This is a genomic window from Streptomyces sp. NPDC091376 (assembly GCF_044757085.1).
In the GTDB taxonomy this organism is placed as follows: domain Bacteria; phylum Actinomycetota; class Actinomycetes; order Streptomycetales; family Streptomycetaceae; genus Streptomyces; species Streptomyces pratisoli.
On sequence record NZ_JBIVUF010000016.1, the window covers coordinates 90,272 to 102,638 of the forward strand.

The 12,367-nt window shown below is 70.0% G+C and carries 14 protein-coding genes; 5 read left to right on the forward strand and 9 right to left on the reverse strand.

The features are described from left to right. Positions 1 to 411: 411 nt before the first annotated feature. Both ACIQMR_RS29255 and ACIQMR_RS29260 read left to right on the forward strand, forming a co-directional pair. Positions 412 to 816: a hypothetical protein gene (locus ACIQMR_RS29255; RefSeq protein ID WP_401393463.1), complete on the forward strand. Its 405-nt coding sequence runs from the start codon at positions 412 to 414 to the stop codon at positions 814 to 816. A gap of 775 nt (positions 817 to 1,591) precedes the next feature. Further along, a complete protein-coding gene (locus ACIQMR_RS29260) occupies positions 1,592 to 1,846 on the forward strand; it encodes a hypothetical protein (RefSeq protein WP_401393466.1) in 255 nt (84 codons plus the stop codon). 327 nt (positions 1,847 to 2,173) lie between these two features. On the opposite strand, the gene ACIQMR_RS29265 is transcribed toward ACIQMR_RS29260, so the two are convergent. The 4 genes from ACIQMR_RS29265 to ACIQMR_RS29280 are packed head-to-tail and all read right to left on the reverse strand — an operon-like array spanning position 2,174 to position 5,022. Continuing rightward, positions 2,174 to 2,584: a hypothetical protein gene (locus tag ACIQMR_RS29265; protein WP_401393469.1), complete on the reverse strand. Its 411-nt coding sequence runs from the start codon at positions 2,582 to 2,584 to the stop codon at positions 2,174 to 2,176. Positions 2,585 to 2,606: 22 nt separating this feature from the next. Further along, positions 2,607 to 3,038, reverse strand: a complete 432-nt coding sequence (locus ACIQMR_RS29270; RefSeq protein ID WP_401393472.1) for a hypothetical protein — start codon at positions 3,036 to 3,038, stop codon at positions 2,607 to 2,609. A gap of 8 nt (positions 3,039 to 3,046) precedes the next feature. After that, positions 3,047 to 4,615 carry a peptidoglycan-binding protein gene (locus ACIQMR_RS29275; RefSeq protein WP_401393474.1) on the reverse strand — a complete coding sequence of 523 codons (1,569 nt, stop codon included), beginning with the start codon at positions 4,613 to 4,615 and terminating at the stop codon, positions 3,047 to 3,049. A 14-nt stretch (positions 4,616 to 4,629) separates the two neighbouring features. Further along, positions 4,630 to 5,022 carry a hypothetical protein gene (locus ACIQMR_RS29280; RefSeq protein WP_401393476.1) on the reverse strand — a complete coding sequence of 131 codons (393 nt, stop codon included), beginning with the start codon at positions 5,020 to 5,022 and terminating at the stop codon, positions 4,630 to 4,632. 422 nt (positions 5,023 to 5,444) lie between these two features. Between ACIQMR_RS29280 and ACIQMR_RS29285 the strand changes: the two genes are divergently transcribed. The 3 genes from ACIQMR_RS29285 (at position 5,445) to ACIQMR_RS29295 (ending at position 8,819) form a co-directional block, all read left to right on the forward strand. Then, positions 5,445 to 6,470, forward strand: a complete 1,026-nt coding sequence (locus ACIQMR_RS29285) for an alcohol dehydrogenase catalytic domain-containing protein (protein ID WP_401393478.1) — start codon at positions 5,445 to 5,447, stop codon at positions 6,468 to 6,470. Positions 6,471 to 6,656: 186 nt separating this feature from the next. Next, on the forward strand, positions 6,657 to 6,920 hold the full coding sequence (locus ACIQMR_RS29290) for a hypothetical protein (protein ID WP_401393480.1): 264 nt from the start codon (positions 6,657 to 6,659) through the stop codon (positions 6,918 to 6,920). 156 nt (positions 6,921 to 7,076) lie between these two features. Continuing rightward, on the forward strand, positions 7,077 to 8,819 hold the full coding sequence (locus tag ACIQMR_RS29295) for an FAD-dependent monooxygenase (RefSeq protein ID WP_401393481.1): 1,743 nt from the start codon (positions 7,077 to 7,079) through the stop codon (positions 8,817 to 8,819). A gap of 8 nt (positions 8,820 to 8,827) precedes the next feature. Here ACIQMR_RS29295 and ACIQMR_RS29300 read toward each other — a convergent pair whose 3' ends face one another. From ACIQMR_RS29300 to ACIQMR_RS29320, 5 genes are all read right to left on the reverse strand, one after another. Beyond that, positions 8,828 to 9,073: a hypothetical protein gene (locus tag ACIQMR_RS29300; protein ID WP_401393483.1), complete on the reverse strand. Its 246-nt coding sequence runs from the start codon at positions 9,071 to 9,073 to the stop codon at positions 8,828 to 8,830. 47 nt (positions 9,074 to 9,120) lie between these two features. Continuing rightward, complete coding sequence (locus ACIQMR_RS29305) at positions 9,121 to 9,738, reverse strand: hypothetical protein (protein ID WP_401393485.1); 618 nt, start codon at positions 9,736 to 9,738, stop codon at positions 9,121 to 9,123. Positions 9,739 to 9,854: 116 nt separating this feature from the next. Further along, positions 9,855 to 10,313, reverse strand: a complete 459-nt coding sequence (locus ACIQMR_RS29310; RefSeq protein ID WP_401393487.1) for a transglycosylase SLT domain-containing protein — start codon at positions 10,311 to 10,313, stop codon at positions 9,855 to 9,857. A gap of 637 nt (positions 10,314 to 10,950) precedes the next feature. Beyond that, positions 10,951 to 11,451 (reverse strand): GyrI-like domain-containing protein, encoded by a 501-nt coding sequence (locus ACIQMR_RS29315; RefSeq protein ID WP_401393490.1) that lies wholly within the window; start codon positions 11,449 to 11,451, stop codon positions 10,951 to 10,953. A gap of 188 nt (positions 11,452 to 11,639) precedes the next feature. Further along, complete coding sequence (locus ACIQMR_RS29320) at positions 11,640 to 12,296, reverse strand: SDR family oxidoreductase (protein ID WP_401393493.1); 657 nt, start codon at positions 12,294 to 12,296, stop codon at positions 11,640 to 11,642. Between the last annotated feature and the right edge of the window lie 71 nt (positions 12,297 to 12,367).

Here is a 12,367-nt window from a genome sequence, read left to right on the forward strand (position 1 = left end):
GCGGCCTGATGGCGTCAGGCTTACGCCGCAGGTCAACGGGAGCGCCGAGGCTGAACGGCAGAAGACTGTGAATCCGTCGCGGTAGCCCACCCAGGTTCGAATCCTGGCGCCGCCAGGCGATGCGAGGCCCCCGTTGACCTGAAGAGACGCAGGTCAGCTGGGGTCTTCTCGTTGCTCCGGGGCAATCTCTCGATCGGAATCGAAGACAGGTGGCCTGCCTGACTTCGTTCCGCTCGGATCTGGGCGCTGACCAGCGCGTGCGGGTGATGCGCGGTCCAGGGTTCGGCGAGGGGTTGGGCGCACCTGAGCCCGGTGGTGGTGATCTCCAACGCGCTGCGGCTTTGGACGTGCGCGGTGCAACCTGCTCTGGCCGAGGGGCTACTCGGATAATGTCGCTGCGGAGGTGAACGCGTGTCCTGGCCGTCTGTGATCATTCTTGCCTCCGCGGAGCAACGCCCTTCGCTTGAAGGACGTATCCGTTCCTTTGAGCTCGTGCCGGATTCTGCGACCGGCGACGAACGGCTCCACTGGCACGGGTACTCGTACTACCTAGATCTCTCGGGCAGGATCCTGGCGGACTACGAGCCGGACGACCTCGAGCAGGTGACGAACCGGATCGGTGCGCCGTACGGGGTCTATGTCTCGTGCGAGTCCATGAACGCGGCCCGGACTTTCCTTCGTTGCGTTCTCGATGGCTTCGACGGTCTCATCGACACCAACCACTTCGAAATCCTGCCGGCGAAGGACTTTCTCGCGATGTTGGACCATCACCCGGAATGGGACTGGCGTCGCCAACCGAGCACAGACCTGCGGTAGCGCGCTCGCCGCTTGCGCCGGTTGATGCATCGCTCGACGGTGTTGCGCTGCTGGTATGCCTCAGCATCGAATGCGGGCGGGCGGAACCTGGCCGCACCGTCGAAGCAGCGCGGCGCCGATCCCTGGCTTCTGGGCAGGTGGAGTCGCGGCCAGAGCATTGACCTTCGCCACTGCAGTGTGTGAGCTGAGCCCAGCTCGAGCAGTCTGTTCCCGCCACGGCGGAGTACCGATTCGAGTTCCGTGGTCAGCACCTGCGGTGTCTGGTCGAGAGCCCGGTTGGGGCAGGTCGCGATGAAGTTCTGGCGGATGGCTTCGGCGACCATGGCTTCCGGCTCTTCCGTCGCTGACCGAAGCGTCGGCGGGGCCAGCCCAGCCTTCCGCGAGGCGTTGAGCGGCGATTCGCTGCGGCCTCCAGCCGACGGGCTTCGTGGGACCCTCTGTCGTGCCTCGCCTCTTGGCCATGCGGTCGATCGTTCCCACGAGGCCTCGTCCGTTCACCTCAGCCCGTGGCACCCGGATGGGACGGCCGGCGGAAAGTGGCTGGGCAGGCAGCACGGAGCGGTGCATGATTGCCGCATGACTGACGTACGAAAGGCCTATGCCGCGTAGGGCTCCCTCGCAGGTCAGGCTGGGCCTGCCACGAGTCCCACGTCCGTGGGACAGCAGAGCGGTGATACCTGGGCTCTCCGGCCGGGCACTTGCGGAGATTGCCCGGATCGAAGGGCGCCGGTACTGGTCCGGTGATGCGCACCGAGCGTTGGTGCGATGGCGGGCCATGGCGTACAAACCCGGGCCGTGGGTGATGTATGCCGCGCCGGAGGGCGACGGCTGCGAGTGCTGTGATCCATTCACCGGCGCCGACGTCCGCGCGTTCCTGGAAGAGCTGTGCTCCAGTCTCTCCACGCGTTCGGCGCGTGAACTCCGCGAGCTGCTCAAGCCGCTCGATGAGCGCTTCCTCGCCCGCACGCTCAATGACCCGTTCGCGTCGCCTCGGGATCCGTGGTGGAGACGTCGGCTCGAAGCCCCCTGAGCGGGTGGGAGTGGTGGCTGTCAGGGCAAGATCCGGGCCGGCTGTTGGGCCACAGGTGCGCGTGGGGGAGCGCTGGTGGACGCATTCCAGGTGAGAGGCGGGTCCGTCGGCTTAGCCCACCCAGGTTCGAATCCTGGCGCCGCCACGCGATGAAGTGGCCCCTGATCTGTGGAAACCTGGATCAGGGATCGCCGCAGCACCAGGTCAGGTCCCGGGCCACTGTCGTCGATGCCCCGCAGCACGCGGGAGAACGCGGACGTCCCGTCCATCTCGTGGTCCGGCCCTCATCTCGTGGTCCGGCCCTGCGAAGGAGCCGTCGCGTGCGGATCAGGCCGGACCGGTCCCCGACGTCGCGGCCCGGCTGCCGCGGCGCAGGCCGATGAGTGAGGCGACCGTCTCCAGCCAGCGTGCGGCGCGCGCCTCGTCGTCCGGTGTGCCTGCGACCTGCGCGGCGCTCTCCAGCCAGTCCCGCAGGCACGCGGACGCGGCACCCGACGGCAGGGGCTCGGTGAGCCGGGCCGCGTACGCGAGGCCACCGACCCGGACGATCTTCGCGATGTACGTCACCGAGCGCGGCAGCACGCCGAGCCGGTCGAGGGTGACGGCGGCGGCGATCGCACCGTCGCCGAACAGCGCGGTGCGCAACGCGTCGCGGCTGAGGCCGTGGCGCAGCAGGGCCTCGATGTCGGTGGCGGCGAGCACCTCGTCGTCGGTGCGTGGGGAGCGGTCGTGGACCATCGTCGTTCCGTTCCGGTCCGGCTCAGCGGACGGTGATCGTATAGAGGTAGTAGGCGGCTTCCTGGTCCGAGTTCTTCGGGGTGCCCGTGGCCGTCGGGACCGGTGACGCCGTGACCTCACCGGCGCTGTGACACCGGGCGTAGGGGCAGAAGAGCAGCTTCACGGTCGTCTTCCCGGGTGAGAGCGCGGTGAAGTCGAAGTACTGGGCTCCGTCGCTGACATCGCCGGTGTGTTCGCGGTCGCCCCGGTACTCCAGGACGTCCGGGTCCGGGCGTGGGTCCGCCACGTACCAGTTCTGGCCGAGTTCCATGGCGGCCGGGACCTCCAGCGTGAACTTCTCGCCGCTCTCGACCGAGATGGTCCGCTCGTCGGTCTCGTACGCGGAGTCGCCGCAGCCGGTGAGGACGAGGAGCAGGGCGGCCAGCACGGGCGCCGTACACAGGGAGGATCGCATGGACATCATCAGTCCTGTTCGATATAGACGGTGCTGACATCGCCGTTGTTGGCCTTGGAGAAGCGGTCGTCGGTGGCCGCGCTGAGGTCGCCGTTGATGAAGTCGTCCTCGCTCACCCACGTGGTGGTGCCCCAGGGGTTGTAGACCTGCAGCTTTCCGTCCTCGTGCCCGACGATCACCATGCTGTGGCCGACCCAGCCGCCGTCGTCTCCCTTGCCGGAGATGTTGATCGGAACCGGCTTCCCGTCGGCCACGGACTTCTCGATGTCCGGCAGGACCCCGCGCCGGTCGTCCGCGCTGTCCATCTCCTGCGTGTCGTACCTGTCGCCGGTGCGCGGCCCGATCTCGTTGTTCGAGATCTCCTCCTGCCCGTCGGAGTCCATGCCGGCCGGGTGGCGGTCCCACCACCAGCCGTCGTACTCGCCGTCCCCCTCCTCGTTCATCCGGAACTGCTCGTCGTGCAGGCGCTCGCGGAAGCGGTCGGGGTCGTCGTCCTGGCCGTCGGGTCCGCCGGTGAGTTCGAGGGCATAGACAGGGTCGACCAGGGCACGCGCGGTCACCGTCGAGGACGGGACGCAGGTCGCGTCGTCCTGGGACCATTTCTCGTCACCGAACTTCTGGTCCTCCTGCCCCGTGGACGAGCCGGTGGTGACCGGTGCGAGGTGCTCCTGGAGCCATGCCGAGTCCTTGCCGTGGATCTTCCCGCCGAACTCCTCGACCTCGCCGACGTCGTAGCCCGCGGCGAGGGCCTTCATGAGGTACGCCTTCTCCTGCGGGCTCGACGCGTTCGCCAGGAGCCGTTCCATACGGGCCCGTTCGGCGGGCGAGAGGTTCTCCATGGCGCGGCCCGAGCGTTCGAGGTCGTTGGCGCTGAGGATCTCGTTCAGTTCGGCGTCGCCGCCGACGTTGCTGGTGTCGGCGAGGGCGAGGCGGTCGGCGGCGGTGAGTTCGTCGGTGTCCATCCGGCCGGCGCGGGCCTCGGCGGCGAACTTGTTGAGGTCGCGGGCCGCGACGCGGGCGGCGTCATCGGCGTCGACGGCCGCCGTGTGCAGGTCGTCGACGCCGTGGGAGGCCAGCGAGCGGGCCCGCAGCCGGAGTTCCTCCTCGTCGTCGTCCTCGTGCCAGTCGTCGAAGAAGCCGTCCTTGCCGCCGAGCATGGTGCGGGCGTCGCGCAGCTTGCCGCGGCCGGTGCCGTCCTTGGTCTGCGCCTTCTCCAGCGCGTCGGACAGCGCGATCAGTGCCTTGCCGCCGCCCTGGAACGCCTCGATCATCTGCCGGGCGTCGCGGGAGGCGGCGCCCACCACGTCGGAGGCGAGGACGCTCGTGTCGCCGACCCAGACCGTCGGAAGACCCTTGCGGGCGATCTTGTCGATCCGGTCGCTCACCGCGTCGGCCTCGTCGATCTGGCCGGTGTAGCGCTTGCCCAGGGCCTCGATCACCTTCGGTTCTCCGACCGGTGCCGAGACGCCGAGGGCGTCCTCGATCGCGTCGATCAGGTCGTTCTTGCTGCCGGCCGAGGAGATGCGCCCGCGCAGGCCGTCGAGCTTCTGCCTGCGGTCGTTCGTGGATTCCGTCATGGACGCGTACCTCGTCAGTAGGCGGCCAGCGCGGAGGGGCGCTGGGCGTGGGCCGGCATCGTGCTGACGCCGGCGTCGGCCGGGTCGGCCGCCGAGCCGACGGAGACGGCGCGGGCTCCCGTACGGACGTCGACGTCGGAACCGCGGTACGCGTGGCTGGAGAGGCGGACCTTGTCCGCGAGTTGGTGCAGGGCCGCTTCGAGGACCTTGGTCTCGGCCTCCCAGGCGGCCGCGAACGCGTTGAACGCGGGCCCGGTGTCGGAGCCGCCGAGGGCGTCCTGGGTGCAGCACATCGTGCCGGCGACGGCCTTACGTATCTTGCCCACGTCGTCGCCGGAACCGTCCAGTTCGCCGGCCTGTCCCGACATGCCCTTGTGCCCGACCCGGTAGCCCTCCGGAGAGGTCATGGCCCTTCCCCCGTTTCTCGCTCACCCGACCCGACGCTTTCCGGACAGGGAGGTCGGGCCAGGTCACAACTGTCAGGAAGTTAGCAGAAGGCTGGCATGGACACGCTCGGTGCCACAGGTTCCCCGCAGGGTTCCCGCGTACCACCCGGGCGCTCGCGGAGATCGCCGGGATCGAGCGGCGCCGGTACTGCTCCGGTACTGCTCCGGTGCCGCCCAGCGGGCTCCGGTGGGCGGCACCGGAGCCTCGTTGAACTGCGCAGACGTGGTGCGGCGGGAGGCTTCTCGATGATCCGGACGGCGGCTCGCGGCGTGGCCGGCGGCGCTGTAGCCCATCCCGGCAATGCTTCGGCGCGCGTGATGGAGCCGAAGCTGGTCTGCTGGACTGCAGGGGACGTTGCCCGCGTTTGCCGGGAGAGATCCAGATGAGCACTTATCGAGTCGCGCAGGTCGCCGCCGCCAGTGGGCCCTTCGAGATCGTCGAGCGTGAGTTGCCGCAGCCGGGCCCCGGTCATGTGCGGGTCGCCGTGGACGCCTGCGGGGTCTGCCACAGCGATTCCTTCTTCGTGGACGCGGGGCTACCGGGCGTCCGCTTCCCGGTGGTTCCCGGCCACGAGATCGCCGGGCGTATCGAGGTACTGGGCGAGTACACGCAGGAGAAGGGCTGGCAGGTCGGCGACCGAGTGGCCGTCGGCTGGTTCGGCGGCAGTTGTGGCCACTGCACGCCCTGCAGGCAGGGCGACTTCGTCGTGTGCGACAACCTCAAGGTTCCGGGGTGGGCGTACGACGGAGGGTTCGCCGACGCGGTCGTCGTGCCGGCCGACGCCCTGGCCCGGATCCCCGATTCGCTGTCGGCGACCGACGCGGGGCCCATGGCCTGCGCGGGGGTGACCACGTTCGACGGGCTGAGGCGCAGTTCCGCCCTGCCGGGGGACCTGGTCGCGGTACTGGGCCTGGGCGGGCTCGGACACCTGGCGGTGAGGTACGCGGTCGCCATGGGCTTCGAGACCGTCGCCATCGCCCGCGGCGCCGAGAAGGCCGACCTCGCCAAGCAACTCGGCGCCCACCACTACGTCGACAGCACGGCGGGCACCGCCGTCGCGGACGCGCTGCTGTCCCTCGGCGGCGCCAAGGTCGTCATGGCCACCGCTTCGAACTCCGACGCCATCGCGGCGACCGTCGACGGGCTGTCGCACCGCGGCGAGCTGGTCGTGGTCGGCGTGGACATCGACCCGCTCGCCATCAGCCCGGCCCAGCTGATCCTGCGCGGCAGGGTCGTCCGCGGCCACCCGTCCGGCACCGCGCAGGCCGTGCAGGACACCATGGCGTTCAGCGCCCTGCACGGGATCCGTCCGACGGTCGAGGTCGTTCCGCTGACCCAGGCCGGTGAGGCGTACCAGAAGATGATGGCCGGCGCCGCGCGCTTCCGGATGGTGATCACCCCGCACTGACGCGTTTCGCGCTCCCGTACGGGGCTGTCAACGCGCTTCGCAGCTCCCGTACGGGGCTGTCAAGTCCCGACATCCAGTGGCGTGACGCCCTGGGTCGCCCGGGGGTGAATTGAGGCGTGGGCTCACGCAGGTCGTACGGCCCACTCGCTCGACAGACCTCACTCCATCCCGATCAGGAGCCTTCCCATGAACCGCACAAGCACCCGCACCCGCACCCAGCGTCTTCTTGCGCTCGCCGCCGTGACCGCCCTGGCCGCGGGAGGTGCCTCGATGTCCTCCAGCGCGTTCGCCGCACCGGCCACGCAGTACCCGGGCAGCGCGATCGCGAGCGCACACACCAGCGACGACGACTGCTCGTCGGACTGGTGCGACGACAGTGACGATGACGATGACGACGACCAGGAGAGCGAGGACTGGGGCGCGGCCGACTGGCTGTCCCTGTACTACTGAGCGTAGTCGCACCCGCCGTCGGCCTCTGATCTGCGCGAACGTGGATCGGAGGCCGTCGGTGCGCCGTGCGGCCGAAGTCGCCGGAGCGGCACGGCCGGGCGAGCATGGAGGGGCGGTCCGGTCCGGCCGCGGGCGGTCTCGTGGCGGGAGGTCCCGATGGTGCGCAACCAGGTGCTGGACGTACTGGTCGTGGGCGCCGGTCCTGTCGGGCTGACCGCGGCCGCGGAACTGCGGCGGAACGGCGCCGGCTGCCGCATCGTCGACCGGCTCCCCGCCCGGCTGCCGTACGCGAAAGCCGTGGGGATCCAGCCCAGAACCATGGAGATCTGGGACCGGATGGGCATGGTGCGGGCCGCGCTGGAGGCGGCCGTGCCGATGCACGGGCAGCTGACGTACATGGACGGTGCCGAGGGGGCACGGATCGACCTCGCTCTTCCGCCGGACGTCCCGTACGGCTTCGCCGCCCTGCCCCAGTACGAGACCGAGCGCATCATCGAGGAGCACCTCGCCCGCTTCGGCACCCGGATCGAGCGCGGCACCGAACTCGTGTCGTTCGTGCAGGACGGCGACGGCGTCGTCAGCCGCGTCACCACGTCGTCCGGTGAGGAGCAGGAGATCCGGTCCCGTTTCCTCATCGGCTGCGACGGGGCGCACAGCGTCGTCCGCAAGACCCTCGGGCTCACCTTCGAGGGCGACGCGTTCCCGGACGAGTACATGCTCGCGGACGTCGAGGTGGACTGGAGCCTGCCCCAGGGCTACGGAGTACGCGCCATGCACCACGGGGAGGACGGGGCCGTCGACGACCTGCTCGTCTGCATCCCGCTGCCCGGACACCGCCGCTACCGGATGTCCATGCTGGTTCCGCCCGAGCTGTCCGCGCGGGGACGGCCGGGCGAACGGGACGACGTCGCCCACGGGCTGGAGCCGGAACGCGGGCGGACCCCGGGACTCGAACACATCCAGGCGGTCCTCGACCGCCTCTCGCCCGAGCCCACCACCGCGTCCGCCATGCGCTGGTCCTCCGTCTTCCGGATCAGCCACCGCCTGGTGAACCGGTACGCGAACGGCCGGGTCTTCGTCGCGGGCGACGCCGCCCACATCCACCCGCCGACCGGTGCCCAAGGCATGAATACCGGTATCCAGGACGCCTGCAACCTGGCCTGGAAGCTGGCCCTCGCCTCAACGGGCCGGGCGCACCCCCGACTGCTCGCCAGCTACGACGCCGAACGACGCCCCGTCGGAGAGGAAGTCGTGGGACGCACCGTCCGGCATGCCGCCGAGGGCGTCCAGGCCGACCCCGGCGACCCCGCGACCATCATGCTGCGGGAGGCCCAACTGCTGGTCGCCTACCCCGACAGCCCCATCGTCGGCCCGGCCGCTCCGCGCAACCCGGGCGAGGAGGGCCCCCACGCCGGTGACCGGGCGCCCGACTGCGGCGGTCTCACCGGCGGCGTCGCCACGTACCCGCTGCGTCTGTACGACCTGTTCCGCGACCGTGGCCATGTGCTGCTGCTCTACGCGGGAACGGACGGGCCGGTGGCCTCGTTCGGCGAACTCGCCTCCACAGCACACCGTCTGAGCGATGGACGGATGTGGACCTGCGTCGTCCTGGCCGAGGGCGCGGACATGAGCGAAGCAGCGGACCTGGGCTTGCGGGCGGACGCAGACGCAGACGCAGACCCAGTCACGGACGCAGACGCAGCCGGGAACCTGGATGCGGATGCGTACGGGCTGAGGCCGCCGGTCTTCCGCGACACCCGCGAGGAGTTCCGCCGCGCCTACCGTGTCACGGACTCCGCAGCGTTCGTCGTACGCCCCGACGGCTACCTGGGCACGCGCCTGACCCCGGTGGCCGCCCCCGAGCTGTCCGCCCATCTCTCGCGCGTCTTCGACGTCTGACGCGCCACTCACCGGCCGTTGCGCGCCTGGTCCGCTCCAAGATTCGGCGGAGTGGGGATCCGGTGGCCGAAGTAGTCCCGGGTGACCCCGTCGGCGATCGGCAGGCCCGTGCCGAGCGCGGGGGATCCGGGGCGAAGCCGTACGTCGGCCGGAGCGGTCGGGGACGCCGAGACGAACATGGGGTCGGCGTTGATCGCCGAGGTGTCGCGGGACTGCGCGGTGCGCCAGTACAGGTTGTTCTCGTAGGTGCTCACGGAGTCGTTGACCGGCGAGCCCTCCGCCGCGCCGACGAGGACGCAGATCAGCGCCGTGCCCGGCTGACCGGTGACGACGGTGTTGCCGTAGACCTGGGTGTCGTGGAGGTGCCGATGCCGGTGCGGTCGACGTGGCGGACGGTGGAGTCCTCGATCCGCACGCCGTCGAAGCGCGTCGGCACGGCCGAGCCCGTGACCGAGAAGAGGATGCCGCCGCTGGGATGCAGCACGGCGGCCCGGGCCCCGGCGCCGTCGATGCGCGGCTTGACCCCCTTGCCGTACGCGTCGACGGAGATCGGGAGGGCGGCCGTACCGGAGCCGGTGGGGGCGAGCACGCCGGTGCAGCTGGTGCCGCGCCGCAGCAGCAGCCGGTCACCCGGCCCGTACGTGCGCGAGGCCTTGGCCAGGCTCCGCCAGGGCCTGCCGGCGCTGGTGCCCGAGGACGTGTCGCTGCCGCGCAGGCAGTCCACGTAGTAGGTGGTGCCCGAGTTTCCATGGGGCTTTTCACGGGCGGCGGCCGTGGGTGCGGGAGCGGGCCGGTCACGGTGAGCGACGTGGCCATGAGTGCGGTCACGGCGATGGCCGCGGGCTTGGTACGGATCCTGGTACGGATCTGGGAGATCGGCATGGCCCGGAACGTAGCCATGGCCCTCGGGGAGGGCCATGGACGTACCTTGCCGGCGCTTGGACCCCGGCGAATCGGACTACGCGCGGGCGGTCGACCGGTTGCTGACCGGTGGCCGATCGGAAGCCCCGATCACAGGCCCCGATCAGCGGCCTGTCAGTAAGGGCCGTTCACGTTGTCGATGGACCCGTAGCGCTGGGCTGCGTAATTGCATGCGGCCGTGATGTTCGCAATCGGGTCATAAATGTCCCACGAGGTACCGTCCACGTGGTATGTCCGAAATGTGGGGTCAATGACCTGCATGAGGCCCTTGGACGGAATGCCCTTCTGCGCATTCGAGTCCCACAGGTTGATCGCGAAGAGGTCACCGCTCGACTCGCGCATCAGATTCCGGTGGATCCCGTCGTAGCTGCCCGGGATTCCCTTGGCCTTCATGACCAGCAGTGCGTGCTTGATCCAGCCGTCGATCCGCTGCGTGCTGGAGGGGGCCGCCGACGCCTGGGCCGGTACGACGGCGGTGCTCACGCCGATCAGGACCGTGGCGGTGGCGAGGCCGCCGGCGAGGCACCTGGCGATCTTGGAGGTGGCCTGCTTGGGGAGCAGAGAAAGCTGCATGATGCCGCCCTTTCACATGAATCTGTGGATGTTGATCTCATGCAAGGCGGTTAATCGGAGAATGGGGATTTCCGCCGGGTTTTCAGCATCCGAATGGAGAGGGGCGGCGGCAAGGGGCATTTCTGTGATTGGCGCCACAAGAGGAATAAATGCGGGGTAAAGCGGGATGTGCTTCGCATCACGTGGCCCCGCGATCAGGTGTAAATCGCCTGAATACGGACAGAAGGCACGGAAAGCGGCAGCCTTCGGTGCCGGATCCGGCGATGCGAGTCAGCGCAGGTCGGACCGCCGGCCAGTGGTTCTGCGCCGGAGTGCAGGCGGCGCGCCCCGCCCGGCACCGCTTCCGCCCGCCGCCCACTGTGAGTACCGGGGCATGCGCCGCCCGGCCCTCGGGGGCGTCCGACGCTCCTTGTGCCGCCTGGTTGCCGGACGCCACGGCCGAGCCCGGCGTCGCTTACGCGCAATTCCCGTCCCGCGCAACGACGTTGCGGCTACCGGCTTCGAGTGGGTGGGTATCGAATTCCGTGGGCCTGCAGGAATTCGGCACGCCCATTGCGTGAGTGACGGTAAGTCAGAACACTCGCCAGTCCGCCAGTCCGCCAGTCCGCCAGTCCGCCAGTCCGCCAGTCCGCCAGACCTATTGGTCGGCCAGACGAAACGCGAGTTCCGTCTCCCATTTGTTCATGTCCGGCTCGACGCGCGGGTCCGTGAGGTACGACTCGACGCGACAGCCCCAGTGCTCCACGCCGTCCCGGTCCGTGATCAGGTCCCACTCCAGGCCCTGTTCCGCCGCCCATTCCCGCAGCCGGGTGATGGCGCCGAAGAGCCTGTCGGGGTGACCGGCATGCGTCAGGCGTGCGTAGCGGCCCGCGGGGAGGGTGCCGATCACGATGTCGCCCTCGGGGGCCGGCGGGGAATCGACCGGGACGCCTGCCTCGACCTCCGACTCGCCCTGCATGTCGACGGTGTGGAAGCGGAAGAAGGGGGGTCCGGCCGGGGTCGTGTCGTGGGAGGCCAGCCAGCCGAAGATTTCGGGCAGGCGGTCGGCGATGACGCCGAAGGCGTCCATCCGGACCGACCTTCTGACGGCCACGTAGGTCTGCTCGGGGCGCTGTTCGACGGTGGGTTGCTGCTCCATGGGTTCCCTCATGATGTCAAGGACCACTTCGGCGGCCGGAATTCATCGGTCACCCGCCCGGTCCTTCCGCGTTCATCCCACGGTGCTCGCCCGCGGTGCTCACCCCCGGCGTTCCACCCCGGCGTTCCACCCCGGCACCCGCCCCTTGCGCTGCCCCGCACAACGCCCCACCACGCCTGCTCCCGACGTCAGTTGCCCGCGATGTCCTTCACCGCGACCGTGACCGGTACCGCCCCGCTGATCAGCTCCAGCGTCAGCCCGGTCGTCGCCGGAGTCTCGACGAGTTCCGCGATGACCGCGGCCACGTCGTCCCTGGGCACCGGGCCGCGCCCGGTGCGGGCCTCCAGCCGGACCAGCCCCGTCCCGGCGTCGTTGGTCAGCATCCCGGGGCGCAGGATCGTCACGTCCAGACCGCTCCTGCCGCGTACGTACGCGTCGGCCGCGCCCTTCGCCCGCAGGTACACGTCGAAGACGTCGTCGCCCTCGTGCTCGGGGTCGGCGCCCATGGACGAGACGACGATGTGCCGCCGCACACGCGCCCGTTCGGCCGCGTCCGCGAACAGGATCGCCGCGTCCCGGTCGACCGTGTCCTTGCGCTCCGGGCCGCTTCCCGGCCCCGCACCCGCCGCGAAGACCGCCGCGTCCGCGCTCGTCAGGACCGCCGTGACCTCATCCACCGAGGCCGACTCCAGATCCAGCAGACACGGCTCCGCACCGGCCTCGCGCAGGTCGTCACCCTGCTCCGGTTTGCGGATGATGCCCACCGGCTCGTGTCCGCCCGCCGCGAGCAGCCGCTCCAGGCGCAGTGCGATCTGACCGTGTCCCCCAGCGATGACGATGCGCATGCTCACGACCGTACGCCGGTCCACCCCGCCCCGCGCGCGACATCCGGACGCACCGCCCCGTTCCGGCCAAC